This window comes from Tsukamurella sp. PLM1 (genome assembly GCF_023168325.1).
Taxonomy (GTDB): Bacteria; Actinomycetota; Actinomycetes; order Mycobacteriales; family Mycobacteriaceae; genus Tsukamurella.
In genome coordinates this window covers 3178897-3198380 of sequence record NZ_AP025688.1, presented here as the reverse complement: position 1 = coordinate 3198380, position 19484 = coordinate 3178897, and the positions used below count along the sequence as shown (strand labels likewise).

At 69.0% G+C, this 19484-nt stretch carries 13 protein-coding genes, 1 tRNA gene, 1 other RNA gene and 6 pseudogenes; 14 read left to right on the top strand and 7 right to left on the bottom strand.

Annotated elements, in window-relative coordinates:
- Window positions 1-63 precede the first annotated feature (63 nt).
- From smpB to MTP03_RS16395, 6 genes and pseudogenes are all read left to right on the top strand, one after another.
- Entirely contained in the window at window positions 64-543 is a 480-nt protein-coding gene (smpB, locus tag MTP03_RS16420) for an SsrA-binding protein SmpB (protein ID WP_248489142.1), read from the top strand.
- Between the two features lie 315 nt (window positions 544-858).
- Window positions 859-1228, top strand: a transfer-messenger RNA (tmRNA) gene (gene ssrA / locus MTP03_RS16415).
- A gap of 199 nt (window positions 1229-1427) precedes the next feature.
- Window positions 1428-1871, top strand: coding sequence for a hypothetical protein (locus tag MTP03_RS16410; protein WP_248489141.1), 444 nt, complete (start codon window positions 1428-1430; stop codon window positions 1869-1871).
- Window positions 1871-2629, top strand: a complete 759-nt coding sequence (locus tag MTP03_RS16405) for an ABC transporter ATP-binding protein (RefSeq protein WP_248489140.1) — start codon at window positions 1871-1873, stop codon at window positions 2627-2629. The genes MTP03_RS16410 and MTP03_RS16405 overlap by 1 nt, the downstream gene beginning before the upstream one ends.
- 8 nt (window positions 2630-2637) lie before the next feature.
- Window positions 2638-3393, top strand: coding sequence for an ABC transporter permease subunit (locus tag MTP03_RS16400; RefSeq protein WP_248489139.1), 756 nt, complete (start codon window positions 2638-2640; stop codon window positions 3391-3393).
- 65 nt (window positions 3394-3458) lie between these two features.
- Window positions 3459-4396: pseudogene (locus tag MTP03_RS16395) on the top strand (esterase/lipase family protein).
- Here the strand turns inward: MTP03_RS16395 and MTP03_RS16390 are convergent.
- From MTP03_RS16390 to MTP03_RS16375, 4 genes and pseudogenes are all read right to left on the bottom strand, one after another.
- Window positions 4366-5333: pseudogene (locus MTP03_RS16390) on the bottom strand (cation diffusion facilitator family transporter). The pseudogenes MTP03_RS16395 and MTP03_RS16390 sit on opposite strands and share 31 nt — an antisense overlap.
- Before the next feature lie 556 nt (window positions 5334-5889).
- A pseudogene (locus tag MTP03_RS16385) lies at window positions 5890-6293 on the bottom strand (RidA family protein).
- Between the two features lie 54 nt (window positions 6294-6347).
- Window positions 6348-7094 (bottom strand): IclR family transcriptional regulator, encoded by a 747-nt coding sequence (locus tag MTP03_RS16380; protein WP_248489138.1) that lies wholly within the window; start codon window positions 7092-7094, stop codon window positions 6348-6350.
- Window positions 7091-8122, bottom strand: coding sequence for a sugar kinase (locus MTP03_RS16375; RefSeq protein WP_248489137.1), 1032 nt, complete (start codon window positions 8120-8122; stop codon window positions 7091-7093). Before MTP03_RS16375 ends, MTP03_RS16380 begins: the two co-directional genes overlap by 4 nt.
- A gap of 119 nt (window positions 8123-8241) precedes the next feature.
- Between MTP03_RS16375 and MTP03_RS16370 the strand changes: the two genes are divergently transcribed.
- The 8 genes and pseudogenes from MTP03_RS16370 (at window position 8242) to MTP03_RS16335 (ending at window position 17176) form a co-directional block, all read left to right on the top strand.
- Window positions 8242-9495, top strand: coding sequence for an amino acid deaminase (locus tag MTP03_RS16370; RefSeq protein ID WP_371820984.1), 1254 nt, complete (start codon window positions 8242-8244; stop codon window positions 9493-9495).
- Window positions 9496-9512: 17 nt separating this feature from the next.
- Window positions 9513-11114, top strand: a complete 1602-nt coding sequence (locus MTP03_RS16365; protein WP_248489135.1) for an amidohydrolase family protein — start codon at window positions 9513-9515, stop codon at window positions 11112-11114.
- 2 nt (window positions 11115-11116) lie between these two features.
- Window positions 11117-11742, top strand: a pseudogene (locus MTP03_RS16360) (bifunctional 4-hydroxy-2-oxoglutarate aldolase/2-dehydro-3-deoxy-phosphogluconate aldolase).
- A 26-nt stretch (window positions 11743-11768) separates the two neighbouring features.
- Window positions 11769-13163, top strand: a complete 1395-nt coding sequence (locus MTP03_RS16355) for a GntP family permease (RefSeq protein WP_248489134.1) — start codon at window positions 11769-11771, stop codon at window positions 13161-13163.
- Between the two features lie 96 nt (window positions 13164-13259).
- Window positions 13260-14895 (top strand): annotated as a pseudogene (gene pgm, locus MTP03_RS16350) (phosphoglucomutase (alpha-D-glucose-1,6-bisphosphate-dependent)).
- A 58-nt stretch (window positions 14896-14953) separates the two neighbouring features.
- Window positions 14954-15697, top strand: coding sequence for a thioredoxin domain-containing protein (locus MTP03_RS16345; protein WP_248489133.1), 744 nt, complete (start codon window positions 14954-14956; stop codon window positions 15695-15697).
- An 87-nt stretch (window positions 15698-15784) separates the two neighbouring features.
- A tRNA-Ala gene (locus tag MTP03_RS16340) sits at window positions 15785-15856 on the top strand.
- A 443-nt stretch (window positions 15857-16299) separates the two neighbouring features.
- Window positions 16300-17176, top strand: a pseudogene (locus MTP03_RS16335) (helix-turn-helix transcriptional regulator).
- Window positions 17177-17266: 90 nt separating this feature from the next.
- Here the strand turns inward: MTP03_RS16335 and MTP03_RS16330 are convergent.
- Genes MTP03_RS16330 through MTP03_RS16320 form a run of 3 tightly spaced genes read right to left on the bottom strand, consistent with a single transcriptional unit; the run spans window position 17267 to window position 19256 of the window.
- Complete coding sequence (locus MTP03_RS16330; RefSeq protein ID WP_248492253.1) at window positions 17267-18088, bottom strand: SDR family oxidoreductase; 822 nt, start codon at window positions 18086-18088, stop codon at window positions 17267-17269.
- Window positions 18085-18972 (bottom strand): IS3 family transposase, encoded by an 888-nt coding sequence (locus tag MTP03_RS16325; RefSeq protein WP_248489132.1) that lies wholly within the window; start codon window positions 18970-18972, stop codon window positions 18085-18087. Before MTP03_RS16325 ends, MTP03_RS16330 begins: the two co-directional genes overlap by 4 nt.
- A complete protein-coding gene (locus MTP03_RS16320; protein WP_248489131.1) occupies window positions 18969-19256 on the bottom strand; it encodes a transposase in 288 nt (95 codons plus the stop codon). Before MTP03_RS16320 ends, MTP03_RS16325 begins: the two co-directional genes overlap by 4 nt.
- Window positions 19257-19484: the final 228 nt, after the last annotated feature.

Sequence of the window (19484 nt, the reverse complement as noted above, 5' to 3'; positions counted from 1 at the left end):
CGAATCCCCGTACGATGGAGTGGTTGTCCAGCCGCACCGCCGGCAGTACGAGAGGAAATCGCGATGGCGAAGGAGAAGGGGCGCTCGGTGATCGCGAGCAACCGCAAGGCGCGCCACAACTACGCCATCCTCGACACCTTCGAGGCCGGCGTGGTGCTGGTGGGGACCGAGGTCAAGGCGTTGCGCGAGGGCAAGGCGTCGCTGGTGGACGCCTACGCGACGATCGACGACGGCGAGGTCTGGCTCCGCGGCCTGCACATCCCCGAATACGGGAACGGCACCTGGACCAACCACACGCCGCGCCGCACCCGCAAGCTGCTGATGCACCGCCGCGAGATCGACTCGCTCACGGGCAAGATCCGCGAGGGCAACCAGACGCTGGTGCCCCTGTCGATGTACTTCAACGACGGCCGCGTGAAGGTCGAACTGGCGCTCGCCAAGGGCAAGCAGGACTACGACAAGCGCCAGGACATCGCGCGCCGCACCGCCGAGCGCGAGCTGGTCCGGGAGCTGGGCCGGCGCGTCAAGGGCATGCGCGGCTGATTTCTTTCCGACGGTGCGCGGCGTGGCGCGTTGAGTTCGCAGGGTCACGGGCGTTCACTTGAGATACGAGTTGCTGATGTGACTTGTGGGACTCAAGTGAGGAGTGATCCATGAGTGTCGAGAACAAGGCCAAGGTCGTCTCGTGGGCGCACCGGGTGGGGGCGATCCTTCTGGTCGTGCTTGCCAACATGAGCGCGTCGACCGCCGGGGTGCGCGTGCGCACCGTCTGATAATCACTGGACAGGCGGCGATGTCGGTGCGGTAGTATGGAACTTCCACCCCGTGAGGGTGGGCTTCCGCTGAGGCGGGCGATGAGGGGCCGATCGGTTTCGACTTCGTTTGTTGACGCGGGGGAAGCGTGCCGGTGCAGGCTGGAGACCACCGTAAGCGTCGCGGCAACCAATTAAGCGCCGATTCCAATCAGCGCGACTTCGCTCTCGCTGCCTAAGCAGCCAGGCGAGTCTGTCAGCCCGGGTTCGCCCTCGGCCCGGTTCCTGGCATCAGCTAGAGGGATCACCTCACGGTGCGGTCGCGGCATCGTGAGGGACATCACACAGCGACTGGGATCGTCATCCCCGCTCGTCCGTGAGATGGGGAGATCCGAGTAGAGACACAGCGGACTGCGCACGGAGAAGCCCCGTAGAAATGACGGAGGACCCGGGTTCAATTCCCGGCGGCTCCACTGGTGAAGCGCCCCCGGTCACAGGCCGGGGGCGCTTTCGTTTCCGGCGCCGAGGAATCGGATACGGAACCGGCGCTGATCCACCGGCGTGTCGCCCGCCGGTGCCGTGTCCGATCTTCGACCGTTGCCTGATCTTGTCATCGGTGAACCTCTGGGCTATGGTCACCCTAAATTAGGTTAGCCAATCCAGAAAGAGGTTGTGATGGCTCACGGAATTATTCGGCGCGTCGCCGCCGGCACCGCCGTCGTCGCGATGGCGGCGTCCGCTCAGCTGATGGGTACAGGCGCTGCGCAGGCCGCGCCCGCGGCACCGTCGGCGTCCCAGCTGCAGGCCAAGCTGCAGATCGTCATGAATCGCGCCCTTCCGGTCTCCACCCGCACGGCGGAGCTCGCGGACCCCAGCGCTCTCACCGGCGCGAACAACATCTCCGCACTGTGGGACACCTTCCAGTGGGCGTTCAACCCGTATCAGGTGCAGGGGGCGTCGACGAGCGGTGGCAACACCAACGCCACGCTCGCCGTGAGCCTGCGCACCACCGGCCAGACCAAGACCTGGCCGCTGCACTGGGTGGCGGTCGGCGACTCGTGGAAGCTCACCAAGGGCACCGTCTGCAACCTGGCCGCTGAGTTCCGCACCACCTGCTAGTGGCCGAATCCCTTGACCGCCCTCGCATCGTCGCAACGGGGCTGACCAAGCGGTTCGATGCCGTCACCACGCTCGACGACGTGTCGTTCGCGACCCGGCCGGGCGTGGTGACCGGTGTGTTCGGGCCGAACGGCGCGGGCAAGACCACCACCTTCAAAGCCGCGCTGGGCCTCATCCGACCCACATCGGGCACCGTGACCGTCGCCGGGCGCGCGTACCGCGACCTCTCCGACCCGATCCGCACCGTCGGATCGCTGCTCGAGACGCAGCGCCCCGCGCCCGGGCGGTCCGCGCGCGACCACCTGCGCGCCATGGCCGCCGCGAGCGGCGTCGCGCGGCGTCGGGTCGACGACGTCCTGGGTATGGTCGGGCTCGACGGGGTCGCCGGGTGTCGGGTGGGGACGTACTCGCAGGGCATGCAGCAGCGCCTCGGGGTGGCGGCCGCGCTGCTCGGAGACCCTCCGATCCTGCTCCTCGACGAACCGACCAACGGTCTCGACCCCGAGGGGATCCGGTGGATCGGCGGCCTGCTGCGCGACCTCGCCGACGAGGGGCGCACCGTCCTGATCGCGAGCCATGTGCTGGCGGAGGCCGCCAAGTTCACCGGCCACGTCATCGTGCTCGGCGGCGGGAAGGTGCTGGCGGACTCGCCGTTCGACGAGTTCGTCGGTGCCGGCACCCTCGAGGACGCCTACTTCGCGCTGACCGATCCGGTGACCGCGTTCCGCGGTTGTTCGTCGTGGGGCGGCGCGGCGTGATCGGGGCGATGCGGTCCGAAGCGATCAAACTGGCGACGAGTCGCGCGGTGCGCGGCGGGGCGGTCGCCACCGTGGTCGTCGCGCTCGGGTACGCCGCGCTGTTCGGGCTGACGCGCCGCCCGGCGGCGGACGTGCCGACCTTCGCCGACAACTGGATGGCGATCGGCGGCATCGTCGGGGGGCAGGGAGTGCCGGCGATCGGCACGATGATCCTCATGGTGATCGCAGCGCTCGCCGTCACCGACGAGTACCGCACGGGTCTGATCGAAGTCACGCTCACGGCCACCCCGCGGCGATCGACCGTCCTCGCGGCGAAGGCGCTGGTCAACGGCGTTGTGGCCGCCGTGTGGTCGATGCTCCTGGTGATCGCGGCAACGTACGTGTTCAAGGCCGCTGCACGCGGGGCGACCGGGGAGCTCGGATTGTCCGGCGACCTCGCGCCGCTCGTGGTGGTGCCCGCGATCGTGGGGCTGTCGGTGCTGATCGCCGTGGGCCTGGGCGCGCTGCTGCGCGGCGGCGCGCTCGCCCTCGCGGTGATCCTGGTGTGGGCGGGCGGCATCGAGAACCTGTCGTTGTTCGCGGGGGAGGAACTCGGCGCCTCGCTGCGCCGGGTGCTGCTGTTCGCGAACGCGCAGAACGCCGCGTCCAACGGGCTCGGTGCCCTCGCGGGGCCAAGCGCGTGGTCGAGCATCGCGGTGGTCGGCGTGTGGGCCGTCGTTCTGTTCGGCGTGGGCGCAGCGGCTTTCCACCGTCGAGACGTATAGAACTTGTTCTACAAGTTCGCATCGCGATCGGGGCGGGTCGGCTAGCGTTCGACAGCGTGACCGGATTGCGCACATTGATTCACGGACTCGCCGTCGCGGCGGTGGCCGCGCTGGTGAGCGCGGCACCGTCGGACGCGGCGCCACTGCCCGAGAACTTCAACTTCTTCGCCGGCATCGCGTCGGAACTGTCGAATCCGAACGGCGCACTGCCCGGATCCAATGACTATTCCTGCAGGCCGACGGCGCGCCACCCCGCCCCGGTCGTGCTGGTGCACGGCACGGGCGGCGGCGCGCAGACGAACTGGGGTGCCTACGCCCCGTTGCTCAAGAACAACGGCTACTGCGTATTCAGCTTCACCTACGGCGCACTCCCGGGTGCGCCCTGGCCGGTGAACCAGATCGGCGGGACGCGGCCGCTGGTGTCGAGCGCCGAGCAACTGAAGACATTCGTGGAACGCGTTCTGGAGGCAACCGGCGCGCGGAAGGTCGACCTGGTCGGCCACTCGCAGGGCACGCTGATGCCGTCGTACTACGTCAAGAACCTCGGCGGAGCGTCGACGGTCGGCAAGTACGTCTCCCTCGCACCGCTGTGGCGCGGCACGGGTGGTGACCTGGGGCGCGCGGCTTCGGTCTTCGTCCGCGGTCTGGGCGTCCGCGACCCGTACTTCCCGGTCTTCGAGTCGATCGGCGACATGCTGCCGGGGTCGCGCTTCCTCGACCGGGTCTGGGCCGGCGGCACGCCCTACGCGCGCGGCGTCGAGTACACCAACATCTCCACCCGCTACGACGAGCTGGTGCTGCCGTACACCAGCGGGCAACTGGAGGGCCCGCCGGGAACCACGGTGACCAACATCGTCGTACAGGACACGTGCGGCCGGACCTCTCCGACCACCTGGCGATCGCGGGCTCACGCCGCGCGGCGTACATGGTGCTGAACGCGCTCGACCCGCGCCATCCGCGACCGGTGCCGTGCTACGTGGTGCCGCCCTTCAGCGGGGCCTGACCGGGGTACGCCTCGCCGTGCGGTTCGCTGCAGTGTTCCTCGGCGCCGGCGTGATCCACCTGCAGCGTCGCATGGTCGATGCCGTACTCGGCGTGCAGCATGCCGCTGATCTGCGCGCGGACGCCGTGGCACTCCGCCTCGGTGGCGACGAGGACGTGAGCCGAGAGCGCGGGTTGGCCTGAGGTGATCTCCCAGATGTGCAGGTCGTGCACCTCGACGACCGACGGGACCGCGGCCACGTCGCGCCCCACTGCGGCCGGGGCGATGCCCTCGGGCGCGGCCTCGAGGAACACCCGGCCCGACGCCTTCACCAGGCCCCAACCCGCCTTGAGCATGAGCGCCGCGACCACCAGTGCGGCGATCGCATCCGCCCGCCCCCAGCCCGTGGCCCAGATGACGGCGCCCGCGATGGCGGTGGCGATGAATGCGTACAGATCGTTGAGGATGTGCTGGTACGCGCCCTCGACGTTGAGGCTGGTGCGGTTCGCGCGGCGGATCGCCCAGGTGGCCGCGAGGTTCACGGCGCAGCCGGCGAGGGCGGTGAAGAACACCAGCGGGCCGTCCACCTCGGGGGAGTGATCAGCCGGGCGACTCCCTCGTACACGAAGAACGCCGCGAGGAGGAGTAGTGTGATGCCGTTGGCCTGGGCGGAGAGGATCTCCACACGCTTGAGACCCCAGGTGTAGCCGCCGCGCGCGGGCCTGGCGGAGATGCGGATCGCGATGAGGGCGAGCACGATCGCCGCCGCGTCCGTGAGCATGTGCGCGGCATCCGTGATCAGGGCGAGCGAACTCGCGATGACGCCGATCGTGACCTCGATGACCATGAAGGCCACGAGCAGCGCCAGCGCGATGCTCAGCCAGCGCTTGTCGGCGTCCGCGCTCACTCCGTGATCGTGCCCGGCGTGGCCTCCGGTGCCGTGGTCGTGCCCACCCATGCGTGCCTCCTGTCGGTAATCCCGAAGAAACAATACATTGCAACTTATGCATGTTTCAATAGGGGTGCTCCATGCAGGGCCCGTTCTGCCCGGCGGTGGCGGTACTGCACCGGATCGGTCTGCGCGACACCGGAAATGCTCGCACCCGGCACCCGGCACCCGGCACCTGGAACAGCCGAAATGCGCGTGGACACCCTGCGTGCAGGGTGTCTACGGGCAGAACGGGTGTGTGACGGCTCGGGCACCCGTTCTGCCCGTGCGATGGCGGCTCAGGCACCCGTTCTGCACGGTGCTGAAAGGCTCAGGCAGCCGGAATACACACAAGCGGCACTTGGAACACCCGAAATGCGCACGGACACCCTGCATGCCGGGTGTCTACGGGCAGAACGGGTGCGTGATGGCTCGGGCACCGGTTCTGCCCGTGTGCCGGCGGCTCAGGCACCCGTTCTGCGCACGACCGGGCGGCCAGACACCCGTCCTGCCCGGACGGCGGCGGCCCGACACCCGGTTCGCCCGCGCGACGCCGGAAATGCCCGCCGTCGGCGCGAGGCTCGGCTCAGTCCAGGACGGCGAGCGCGTCGATCTCCACCAGCATCACCTCGTGCGGGAGGTCGACGAACACGGTGGTGCGGCAGGGGAGCGCGGCGCCCTCGGGGACGTTCTCGGCGATGAACGCGCCGTAGACCTCGTTCATCGGCGCGAAGTCGTCGCGCGTGGTGAGGTACACGCGGAACATCAGGACATCCGCGACCGACGCGCCGCCGGCCTCGAGGATCGCCTTGACGTTCTCCAGCGTGCGCCGGGTCTGCTCCTTGACGTCGCCCGCGGCGATGTACTGGTTGGTGGCCGGGTCCATGGGGCCTGGCCCGAGACCTGCAGCAAGTTGCCGCGCCGCACGCCCTGGCTGAAGAAGTGCGCGGGGGCGGGGGCGTCGGTGGTCGAGACAGCGGTGGCGGTCATGGGGACTCCTTGATCTGTTGTTTCTTCGGTCACCCGGGGTGTCCGGGAGGTCTTCTACCGCGGGCGGTACCCGCAGTCGGCGGAGATGGCCGCGCATGTCGCGCGCAGCGGCTCGAGCAGGTCGAGCAACTCGTCGAACGGCAGCACGACGTCCGGGACGGACACGGACACCGCGGCGACGACGGTGCCCGAGGCGTCGCGTACGGGTGCGCCGATGCAGTTGATGGTGGGCTCGTTCTCCTCGCGGTCCGCGGCCCAGTCCTGCGCGCGCACGCGGTCGATCTCGGCCAGGTACGCCTCGGCTGTGACGATGGTGTTCGGCGTGCGGCGGGTGAAATCCATGCCCTCGACGAACCTTCGGAGCTCGTCGTCCGGCAGCGTCGACAGGATGAGCTTGCCGACGGCGCTGGAGTTCAGGTTGACCTCCATGCCGATGCGCGAGTACATCCGGATGAGGTCGCGCGACTCGAGCTTGTCGATGTAGACGACGGCGTCGCCCTCACGCGCCGCGAGGTGGGTGGTGCGCCCGTACTCGCGGTTGAACGCGATCAGGTGCGGCGACGCGACCTCGCGGATCCCGCGCTGCTCGGCAGCGCGGGCGGCGAGGTCGAACACGCGCGATCCGAGGTGGTAGCGGTGAGCCTCGTCGTGATACGCGAACCGGGCGTCGACGAGCGGCCGCAGCAGGCGCAGCACAGTGGTCTTGTGCACGCCGAGCTCGTCGGCGAGCTCGTCGAGCGACGCGGGTGCCTCTCCGAGCAGGCGCAGGATCTCGAGGGCTCGGGTCAGGCTCTGGCTCATGCCGCCCCGCTCTCGCGCGGTGCCGGGTACGTCTCGCCGCCGACCTGGACTCCGCCCGTGCCGACGTACGCCGTCGCCCACTGCTCATCGGTGCAGGTCAGCAGGGCGGTCATGGCCGCGGGCGGCAGGGTGGCGAAGTCGGCGCGCACCGTCAGGGTGGCGGCGGCGCCGGCGTGGCCGCGGCGCAGGCAGGTGCGCACGTCCTCGTCGTGCGCGAGGCCGTGCAGGAATCCGGCGGCGAACGAGTCGCCAGCGCCCACGGGCTCCACGACCTCGACCGACAGGGCCGGGACCGACACCTGCTCGCCCGCGCGCGAGACGGCGACGGCGCGCAGCGCACCGTCTTTGACGACGACGGTCCGCGGCTCGGGCAGCAGGGCTCGGACCGCGGCCGGGTCGCCCGTGCCGAGGACCCGCTCCGCCTCGTCGGAGCCGACGAGGACCACGTCGGCGTATCGGGCGAGCCGGATTACGAACGCGGGATCGCCTCCGGGCCAGAGCTGTTCGCGCCAGTTCACGTCGAACGTGACGGTGCCGGCGATGCCTGTGCGGTCCCGCAGCAGCGCCAGTGCCAGTTCTGCGCACGACGGTGACAGTGCGGGCGTGATGCCGGAGGTGTGCACGATCGCGGCCCGCTGCAGCGCGGCGGCGACGGCCGGGTGGGCGAGGAAGTCCGTGCCCATCGCCGCGGCCGCGGAGCCCGCGCGGCGGTAGGTGCTGGCGGTCACGGGCTCGCCGTCCGCATCCACGCCCTCGGTCTTGGCGTACCGGCCCGTGAATCCGGCCGGGTCCGTCTCGACGGCCGCGACGTCGACCCCGTGTGCGCGCAGGTGGGCAAGGATCCGCGCGCCCTCCGCGTCGCCCCCCACGCGGCTGAGGAACGCGGTCGACGTGCCGAGGGTGGCGACGCCGGACGCGACGTTCGCCTCCGCCCCTCCCGCGTGCATCGGCGGCGCAGGTGCGTCGAGGTCGGCCGCCGATACCAGTGCCAGCGGCTCGCCGAGGCACGCGATCCAAGGGTTCGTCACCGTCTCGCGCCTTTCGAAGTCAGGTGGTTGTGCAGGTGCTCGTCTCGATGCTACCGTCTGTGATACGAATCACGCAACACGGATTGCAACATGTGCAACGTAGCAGATTGGGGAGCATGATGGCCGACGGGATCGACGCGCGACCGGCTGTGCTGAGTCTGGCCGACAAGGCGGTGCCGGCGTGGGCTAATGGCATGAAGACGGCCGACTTCCTCGCCCGTGGGCCGCGCCTGTCCGACCTGTCCACCCCGGTGCTCGTGCTCGACCGTGCGGCGATGGATCGCAACATCGCGGAGTTCGCCCGGTGGATCGCCGCCCACGGCTTCGACCTGGAGCCGCACGGCAAGACCACGATGGCGCCGCAGCTGTGGCGGGAGCAGCTGGACGCGGGATCCACGGCCATCACGGTCGCCAACCTGCCGCAGCTGCAGGTCGCTGTGGCGGCCGGGTTCCAGAACCTGCACGTCGCCAACGCGATCGCCGACCCGGCGGGCCTGCAGTGGCTGGGGGAGGCCCTGGACGCGGATCCGGATCTCGAGGTCACGGTCTGGGCGGACGGGCTCGGCACCGTCGACGCACTGGAACGCGGCCTCGCGGGCGCGACCCGGCAGCTCACCGTCCTCGTCGAGCTGGGCGGCCCGGGCGGCCGCACCGGGGCGCGCACCGTCGCTGAGGGGTACGCGCTCGGCGAACGCGTGGCGGCCTCCGGCCGGCTCCGGCTCGGCGGCGTCACCGGGTACGAGGGTGCCTTCGCGCACGACACGTCGGCCGAGTCGCTCGGCACAGTGGACGACTACCTGCGTAGCCTGAAGGACCTGCACGCGCGGCTGCGTCCCCTTTACCCCGAGGGGCGGATCGTCGTCTCCGCCGGCGGCAGCGCCTACTTCGACCGGGTCGCGGCGGTTCTCGGTGACATCGACGACGCGCGGGTCGTGGTCCGCTCAGGCGCGTACATCATCCACGACGACGGCTTCTACCGCGGGATCACGCCGTCGGGTCGCGAGAGCGACGCGCCGCAGTTGACGTCGGCGATGCACGTGTGGGCCCGCGTGATCTCTCGTCCCGAGCCCGGCCTGGCCCTCCTCGATATCGGCCGGCGCGATGTGTCGTTCGACGAGGGGCTGCCCGAACCGCAGGTCGCGGCAACGGGTCTCGGGGAAGCGTCCCGGCCGATCCACGCGACGATCTCCGCGGTGAACGATCAGCACGCGTTCCTGCGCCTGCAGTCCGATGATCCGTTGGTGGTCGGCGACGTGGTGCGCGTGGGGCTGAGCCACCCGTGCACGGTGTTCGACAAGTGGCGGGTCATCCCCGTGGTGGCGGACGACTCGGAGAACCCCCGTGTCGTCGACCTGATCTCGACGTACTTCTGATCCGGGATGGAATGACCATGCACGACACACTGATCCGCGGTGCCGCCGTCGTCGACGGCACCGAATCGATGCGCTACACCGCCGATGTGGCGATCACCGGGGGCACGATCTCCGCGATCGGCACCGACCTCGGCGCGGCCCGCCGGGTGATCGATGCCGACGGTCTCGTGCTCAGCCCCGGTTTCATCGACATGCACGCCCATTCCGACCTGCAGGTGTTCCTCAATCCCGAGCACCCGTCCCGGATCACACAGGGCGTCACCTGTGAGGTGATCGGGCAGGACGGCCTGAGCTACGCGCCGGTCTCCGACGCCACGCTCGCCGTCGTGCGGCGGCAGATCGCCGGGTGGAACACCGACCCGCAGGACTTCGACTTCTCCTGGCGCACCGTCGGCGAGTACCTCGACCACATCGACGCCGCGAAGACGGCCACGAACCTGGCCTACCTCGTGCCACACGGCCTGTTGCGCGCGCTCGCACGGGGATTCCACGACGGTGTCGCGTCCCCTGCCGAGGTGGAACGGATGCAGGAGATCCTCGCGCAGGGCCTGCGCGAGGGCGCGGTGGGCCTGTCGACGGGCCTGACCTACACGCCCGCCATGTACGCCGACGACGCCGAGCTGGCGGCGCTGATGCGCACCACCGGCGAGCTCGGCGGCTACTTCTCGCCGCATCACCGCAGTTACGGCGCGGGCGCGATGGAGGCCTACGCCGAGATGATCGACCTGTCGCGGCGCACCGGCTGCCCGCTGCACCTCGCGCACGCGACGCTCAACTTCGGGCCGAACAAGGGCCGCGCGCCGGAACTGCTCGCACTGCTCGACGATGCCGTCGCCGCCGGCGCGGACGTCTCCCTGGACACGTACCCGTACCTGCCCGGCGCCACCACGCTGGCCGCGATCCTGCCCAGCTGGGCGGCGTCCGGCGGCGCCGACGCCACTCTCGCGCGGTTGCGCGACCCCGAGGCGCTGGCGCGGATCCGAGAACACCTGGAGCACACCGGGTCCGACGGCTGCCACGGCGTGATCGCCGAGTGGGACACCATCGAGATCAGCGGTGTCGGCGACGACGCCCTCGCCGGCTACGTGGGCCGCACCATCGAGCGGATCGCCGCGGACGAGGGGCGCGACCCGTTCGACGTGTGCGTGCGGATCCTGCTCGACGACAAGCTCGCCACCGGGATCCTGCAGCACGTGGGGCACGAGGAGAACGTGCGCGCCATCATGCGCCACCCCAGGCACACCGGCGGCAGCGACGGGCTGCTCGTCGGCGGCAAGCCGCACCCGCGCGCGTGGGGCACGTTCGCCCGGTACCTCGGCCACTACAGCCGTGAGTTGGGGCTGATGAGTCTCGAGGAGTGCGTCGGCCACCTCACCGGCCGGGCCGCCCGGCGCCTGCGCCTGGTCCGACGCGGCCTCGTCCGCGAGGGCTACGCCGCCGACCTCGCGCTGTTCGATCCCGAGACTGTGATCGACCGCGCCACTTATGACGACCCGCGCACGCCCGCAGCGGGATTCACGCACGTCTTCGTCCGCGGTGTGGCCGCGCTCGACGACGGCAACCTCACCGGCGAGCTCGCGGGCGGCGCGCTGCGATTGACCGACGAAGGGGTCCTGTAACCGTGACCGAATACTCCGGCCTGCTCGATGATCTGGCCGCCGACCGGGCGCTCACCGTGGTGCGCGCGCCCGAGCTGCCCGATGCCGCGGCGCTCTGCCGCGCCCTCGCCGACGGTGGGATCCGCACCGTCGAGCTCACGTTCACCACGCCCGGCGTGCTCGGGCACCTCGAGCGGGCGGCCGCCGTCGAGGGGACGAACCTGGGCGTGGGCACCGTCCGTACCGCGGCGCAGGCGCGCGACGCGGTGAACGCGGGCGCGCGGTTCCTCGTGACGCCCGACGTGAACGAGGAGGTCGCGCAGGCGGCGCGCGACCTCGGTACCCCGATCTTCCTCGGCGCGCTCACGCCCACCGAGGTGGCGCGCGCCGCGACCCTCGGATCGGTGGCCGTGAAGATCTTCCCCGCCCGTGCGTTCGGTCCCGGGTACCTCAAGGACCTGCACGGCCCCTTCCCCGGTCTGCCGCTGCTGCCGTCGGGCGGCGTCAGCGAGGCCAACGCCAGCGAGTTCCTGGGTGCCGGCGCGATCGCCGTCTGCGCCGGCACGTCCGTCGTGCCCCCGCCACCGTCGCCGCCGGCGACTGGGCCGACATCACCACCCGCGCCGCACGATTCGTCGCCGCGCTCTAGTCCTTCCAGAATCAGGAGAACCACCCATGTCCTCGGCCATCGATTGGCTGCAGCACGACACCGGCGGGTTGTTGACCCTCGCTGCGGTGTCCATCGCCGTGCTGCTACTGCTCATCATCAAGGTCAAGCTCGAGCCCTTCATCGCGCTGATCCTGGTGTCCGTCGGCCTCGCGCTCATCGCGGGTGTCTCGGTGGAGAAGCTCGTCGGCTCGCCGCAGAAGGGGGCCGCCCAATCGATCCTGGAAACAGGGTTCGGCGGCATCCTCGGCCACATCGCGCCGATCATCGGCCTCGGCACGGTGCTCGGCGCCATTCTGGAACGCTCCGGCGGCGCCGACGTGCTCACCAGCTGGCTGCTGCGGATCTTCGGCCCCAAGGGCGCCCCGCTCGCGATGGGCGTCACCGGTCTGATCCTGGGCATCCCGGTGTTCTTCGACATCGGCATCTTCATCCTGGCGCCGCTGGTCTACGTCACGGCCAAGCGCGGAGGCAAGTCGCTGGTGCTGTACGCGATGCCGATGCTCGCCGGCCTGTCCATGACCCACGCGTTCCTCCCGCCCCACCCCGGGCCCGTCGCCGCCGCCGGCCTGCTGCACACCTCGCTCGGCTGGATCATCATCATGGGCCTGATCTGTGGCATCCCGGCCTGGTTCGTCTCCGGCGTGGTCTGGGGCTCGTTCATCGGCAAGCGCGTCCAGGTCGACGTCCCGGAGGAGTTCGTCCCCGAGGAGGCGCACGCGAGCAAGGACCAGCCGTCGCTGGGTCTGATCGCCTTCATCATCGCGGTGCCCATGCTGCTCATCCTGGGCGGCACGTTCGGCTCGGTCACCCTCGATCCGGGCACGAAGCCGTACTCGGTCCTGGTGTTCCTCGGCACGCCCGCGATCGCGCTGACGATCGCCGTGGTGGTCGCCTTCTACCTGCTGGGCATCCGACGCGGGATCACCGCGACGCAGCTCGCGGAGATGACGGGTGCGGCACTCAAGCCGATCGGCATGATCCTGCTGGTGGTCGGCGCGGGCGCCCTGTTCGGCGCGGTGCTCAAGGCCACCGGCGTGGGCACGGCGCTCACGCACTCGATGTCGGACCTCGGTCTGCCTCTGATCGTGTCGGCGTACCTGGTCAGCTGTGCGCTGCGCATCGCCCAGGGCTCGGCGACGGTGGCCATCACCGCGACCGCCGGCATCATCGGCGAGACGGTCGCTGCGGGCGGTTACTCGCAGGCGCAGATCGCGCTGATCGTGATCGCCATCTCGGCCGGCTCGATCATCCTCAGTCACGTCAACGACGGCGGCTTCTGGATCGTCGCGAAGTACTTCAACATGACGGTCAAGCAGACCCTCATGACGTGGTCGGTGCTCGAGACGATCCTCTCGGTGGTGGGCTTCGCGATGGTCCTCATCGTCTGGGCGATCGTCTGACGGTTCCCGCGCGCGCGGGCGGTTCCGGCGATACGTTGGACGCCTGCGCCGCGCGACCCGCGGCGTGCTCCCGGAGTAGATGAGGTGAACGTCAACATGGCTCATGCGCGCGCCGGCCAACCGGCCCTCCCCGAGGACCTGATCGATGTGGAAGCCGTTCGCGCGGCGTACTATTCGACCGTCCCCGACCCCGATGACCCGGACCAGCGGGTCGCGTTCGGCACGTCGGGTCATCGGGGCACCTCGCTGAACGGCAGCTTCAACGAGAACCACATCGCCGCCACCACGCAGGCCATCGTCGAGTACCGCGCGTCCCAGGGCGTGCGGGGCCGCTGTACCTGGCCAAGGACACCCACCTGCTGTCCGGCCCGCGTGGGAGACGGCCGTCGAGGTACTGGCCGCCAACGGCGTCGAGACGCTCATCGACCACGACGACCGGTACACGCCGACCCCGGCGCTGAGTCACGCGATCCTCACCTTCAATCGGGCGCACTCCGGTGTGGAGGCCGACGGGATCGTGGTCACCCCGTCGCACAACCCACCGGCGGACGGCGGCTTCAAGTACAACCCGCCCACCGGCGGCCCCGCGGATACCGACGCGACGAGCGTGATCGCGGCACGGGCCAACGAGATCCTCGAGGGCGGCCTGCGCGACGTGCGGCGCATCCCGGCGCAGGCGCTGGCGTCGGACTCCGTGCAGCGCTTCGACTTCCTCGACTCGTACGTGGGAGACCTGCCGTCGGTGCTGCACCTGGACAAGATCCGCGACGCGGGCGTGCGCATCGGCGCGGATCCGTTGGGCGGCGCGGCCGTCGGCTACTGGGGCGCCATCGGCGACCGGTACAACCTCGACCTCACCGTGGTCAATCCGACGGTGGACCCCCAGTTCGCGTTCATGACGCTGGACACCGACGGCAAGATCCGGATGGACTGCAGCTCCCCGAACGCGATGGCATCGCTCATCGCGAACAAGGACCAGTACGACATCGCGACCGGCAACGACGCGGACTCCGACCGGCACGGCATCGTCACCCCCGACGGCGGGCTGATGAACCCGAACCACTTCCTCGCCGTCGCGATCGACTACCTGTTCGCGTCGCGGAACGGCTGGCGCGACGACGCCGCGGTGGGCAAGACCCTCGTGAGCTCGTCGATGATCGACCGGGTGGTGGCCGAGCAGGGCCGGAAGTTGCTGGAGGTCCCCGTCGGGTTCAAATGGTTCGTGCCCGGCCTGCTGGACGGCAGCGTGGGTTTCGGCGGCGAGGAGTCGGCCGGCGCGTCGTTCCTGCGGCACGACGGGTCGGTGTGGACCACCGACAAGGACGGCATCATCCTGGCGCTGCTGGCCTCGGAGATCCTGGCTGTGACCGGCAAGACGCCGTCGCAGCACTTCGCCGTCCTCGGCGCCGAGTACGGCGTGCCCGCCTACGCCCGCACCGACGCGCCCGCCGGGCGCGAGCAGAAGGCCGTCCTGGCCAAGCTCTCGCCCGAGCAGGTGACCGCCGACGAGCTGGCGGGGGAGCCCATCACCGCCAAGCTCACGCGCGCGCCGGGCAACGGCGCGCCGATCGGCGGGCTCAAGGTGACGACCGAGAGCTCGTGGTTCGCCGCGCGGCCGTCGGGCACCGAGGACGTGTACAAGATCTACGCCGAGTCGTTCAAGGGGGCCGAGCATCTCGCGCGGGTACAGGCGGAGGCCAAGGCCCTCGTCGACGGTGTTCTGGGCGGCTGAGCGCAACCGTCACGCCCTCTGACCTGGGGATCTGCCGGTTCCCGCTATTGTGGTCCGCGTGAGCAAGGGTAAGAGCGCCAAGTACGTTCCCGTGAAGCAGTCCAACACCATGACCTACGTGCTGGGCGGCATCGCCGTCATCGTGGTCATCGTGGTCGTCATCGGCGGCGTGCTGCTGATGAGCAAGAAGGAGGGAACGCCCGCCGATCAGGTGACGACGAAGTTGAACGACGCGACGCCGGCGTTCGTGCTGGGCCGGTCCGACGCGCCGAACACGCTGGACTTCTTCGAGGATCCGATGTGCCCCGCCTGCGGCACCATGGAGCGCACCTATGGCGAGCAGATCACCAAGGGCATCGAGGACGGCAAGATCAAGGTGCGCTACCACCTGGTGTCGTTCCTGAACCGGCAGAGCGCGTCGGGCGACTTCTCCGACCGCGCCGGCGGTGCGCTGCTGGCCATCGCCAAGTCGTCGCTGCCCGACGAGCAGAAGCAGAAGGCGTGGCTGGGCGCCCACACCGCGCTGTTCGCGAACCAGCCCGAGGAGGGCGGCTCGACCGACCACTCCAACGCCGACCTTGCCCGCATCCTGGGTGAGGGCGCCAAGGCCAAGGGCGCCGAGCTCCCCGCCGACACCACCACCGCGATCACCGAGGGTAAGTTCACCGTGGAGTCCGCGCAGAACGCCGGATCGGCGAGCACACTGATGCAGTCGATCGGCGCCACCGGCACGCCGACTGTGGTGCACAACGGCGAGCTGATCACGGTCCAGGGCGACTGGCTGGCCCCGATCCTCGGCTGATTCGGCCCTGACCAGCCGATTTGGCGCGTGCGAGCTGTCTCCTGTAATGTTCTCCGGGCGGGAAACCGCAGGTGAACAACGTGATACGGGGCTATGGCGCAGCTGGTAGCGCACCACACTGGCAGTGTGGGGGTCAGGGTTCGAGTCCCCTTAGCTCCACAACGAAAGCCCAGGTCAGAGTAAGTATCTGACCTGGGTTTCGTCGTATCCAGAACCGCGAAGTGGCCGGCAAGCGAAGTGGCCGGCAAGCGAAGTGGCCGGCAAGCGGCCAAGGGAGGGTGAGGCGCGGCTAGAGCGCGCGCTCCGGATGACCGGGAAGTGTCGCCGCGATCTGCGCCAGACCGTTGTCGTAGACCCGGGAGCGACGTCCGCGTGTGGTGCCGTCACTGAACTACGGGCGTGACAGAAGCGGGAGCGCCTGGCCGTCGGGGAATCGGCTGGGACGATCACGAGCACGTGTGCGCCATGGAGGACGGCGAGCCAGTCCTGCCGCGCACCTACCGTGGTTCCAGGAGCTCGTACACCTCCGAGTCGGGTCTCAACGCGCTCTGGGATACCAGCGGTACCTCCCTTCGCATGGGGACAGGGCCTAGGGTGAAGGGGTGGCCACGACCGATCTGCGCACTGAGATCAAGGAATTCCTGAGGTCGCGGCGCGCGCGGATCACGCCGGAACGTGCCGGACTGCCTGTCTACGGTGGCAACCGCCGGGTCAAAGGTCTGCGCCGCGAAGAGGTAGCGCTACTGGCAGGGGTATCGGTCGATTACTACGCGAGCATGGAACGTGGGGGACTCTCCGGCGCCTCCGACGGGGTGCTCGACGCGTTGGGCTCTGCGCTGCAACTTGACGAAGCAGAGCGCGATCACTTGTTCCGTCTTGCCCGGCGCTCCAGAACACCCCGTGGACCACGTACCCATCCCCGTCGTGGCGCTGCGTCCGGCGCTTCTTCAGGTACTCGACGCCATCACCGATGCACCGGCATGGATTTGCAACGCCCGCTACGACGTGTTGGCCATGAACCACACTGCCCGCGCGTTGTATTCGCCGATGTTGGCTGACACGCGACGGCCCGCGAACACCGCGCGGTTCGTGTATCTAGATCCCGAGGCGGCGAAGGAGTTCTTCGTAGACTACGACCTAGTTGCGCGTGATGTGGCCGCAAAGCTACGCATGGCAGTCGGTCGCAACCCGCACGATGAGGAGCTGATCGCCCTAGTCGGTGAGTTATCAACGCGCAGTGAGCTGTTTCGACAGCGCTGGTCATCTCAGGACGTTCGGCGCCATAGGCCCGGACGCAAACGGCTGCACCATCCGGTAGTCGGCCAGCTCGACTTGGACGTCGAGTCGATGGAGTTGACCGCTGAACCGGGCCTGCTCTTGACGATCTACACCGCGCCCGCTGGAACGACGACCGCGGACGGTCTGGGGCTATTGGCGTCGTGGGCGGCTTGCCAGGAGAGCCTGGCGACCGAGGTGTGAAGCACCCACCGAACTCCACAAGCCATTTCCAGTAGTCGGGGCGCTGAACCGTCGGTGCCGTCGGCCCACCCGGCAATCCCCGTGCCGACGCTAGGTTCCTGTTGCGGTCGTGGCGATCCCGCCGTCGATGGGGATGATGGTGCCCGTCACGTACGACCCGGCCCGGCTAGCGAGGAACACGGCGATACCCGCCATGTCGTCGTCACGGCCGATCCGGCGCAGCGGGGTCTTCTCCGCGATTGTGTCGCCGATGGCGTCAATCGTGGCCGCCATCATCTGCGACGGGAACACTCCTGGGGCTACCGCATTCACCGTGACGTGCTGTGGACCCAGCTCCCTGGCAAGCACCCTGGTGAGTTGATGGATTGCCGCCTTGCTACTGGCGTACGAGTAGTTGGGCGCCTGGGCGACGTGGATGCCCCCGGCAATACTGCCGATGTTGATGATCCGCGCGGGATCATCGGCGGTGCCCGTCCGGCGCAGTGCGGGCAGCAATGCCTGTACCAGCCAGAACGGCGACTTGAGGTTGAGATCGATCACCGTGTCCCACGCCTCGGCGGGGAACGTCTCTAGCGGCTCGCGCCACATCACTCCCGCGTTATTGACGAGGATGTCCAGGCGTTCCGAGTCTGCCGTGACTAGATCGGCGAGGCGCTGACATTCGTCGTACCTGGACAGGTCTGCGGGGATTGCTTGAACGTCGCCGAATTCGGATAGCAGACGCTGTGCCTCCGCGCACGCGTCTGCCGTGCGCGAGCTGACGACGACGCGGGCGCCCGCCTGCAGGAGGCCGCGCGCGATCATCATCCCTATACCCTTGGTGCCGCCGGTGACGAATGCGTACTTTCCGGTCAAGTCGAAAAGATCGGAGCTTGACCCGGTTTCCCGGACAGTTGGTGTGACAGGAGTCAGGCTACGCCTGAGAGACCGTGGAGGGCCTCGTGGTACTCGTTCTCGAAGTCGATCGGCGAGAGGTAGCCGATGCTCGAGTGCCGCCGGCGTGGGTTGTACCAGGCTTCGACCCATTCGAAGATCGCCGACGCGAGTTGCTCGGGCGAGTCCCACTCTTCGGTGTCGAGGAGCTCGCGCTGCATGGTCGACCAGAATGATTCCATCATGGTGTTGTCCACCGATGAGGCGACCCTACCCATCGACCCGAGGAGCCCCGCTCGGCGCAGACGATCACCGAAAACCCATGAGGTGAACTGACTTCCACGATCGGAGTGGACAATCGTCTCACCGTCGGGTTGCCGTCGCCACAGGGCGTACTGCAGGGCGTCGACGACCAGCTCGGTGCGCATGTGATCGGCGATCGACAAACCGACCAGGCGGCGGGAAAAGGTGTCGAGGACGCCGCAGCAGTAGATCTTCCCAGCCCTGGTGGGATGCTCGGTGACGTCCGTGCACCACAGCTCATCCGGTGCGTCGGCGGTGAACTGCCGCTGCACCAGATCTTCGAAGACAGCGGCAGCACGCTTGTGCCGCTTCATTTTCCGTGACCCTCCGATCCCACTGATGCCCAGCAGTCGCATCAGCCGGGCGACCCGCTTACGCCCGACCTTCTCACCACCGGCCAAGCGCAGGTCTGCGTGCACCCGCGGAGAGCCGTAACACCCCCGCGACCGGGCATGGACATCGAGGATCGTGTCCGCCAGGTGTGCATCAGATTCGTCCCGGGCCGAGGCCGGCCGGTCGCGCCACTCGTAGAAGCCGGACCGCGACACCCTGAGCGCCTCGCAAGCCACCGCGACGTCGAAACCGTCTGCGGCCAGTTCGTGGACCAGCGAGAACATCATTTTGGGAGGATGTCCTCCCGCGCGAAGTACGCCGACGCGCGCTTGAGGATCTCCACCTCCTGCTCCGTGCGCTTCTTATCGCGGCGCAGCTGGGCGAGCTCCGCCCGCTCCGTGGTGGACAGGCCTTCCTTGCGGCCGGCATCGACATCGTCGATGCTCATCCACCTGCGCAGACACGACTCGGAGATCCCGAGATCCTTCGCGATCTGGATGACAGACGCCCCCGGCTCACGGGTCAGATCAACCGCGCGGCGGCGGAACTCCTCAGGATGCGGCTTCGGCATGACATGGACTCCTCTCCTGCAGCAGCAACGCTACAGATCAGGTGTCCGGGAAACCGGGTCAAGCTCCATCCGAGTGTGTGCTGGATTGGTTGCCTGCCATTGGTATTCGTCCGTTCTTCGTGGGTGCACGTGATGAAATGGTCACGCGTACGGTGCAACTGAGCAAGATGAGCGAGGCCCTGCGGTCCCACGCGGTTGCTATGAAATGCTGACGACGCCGACCTTCGG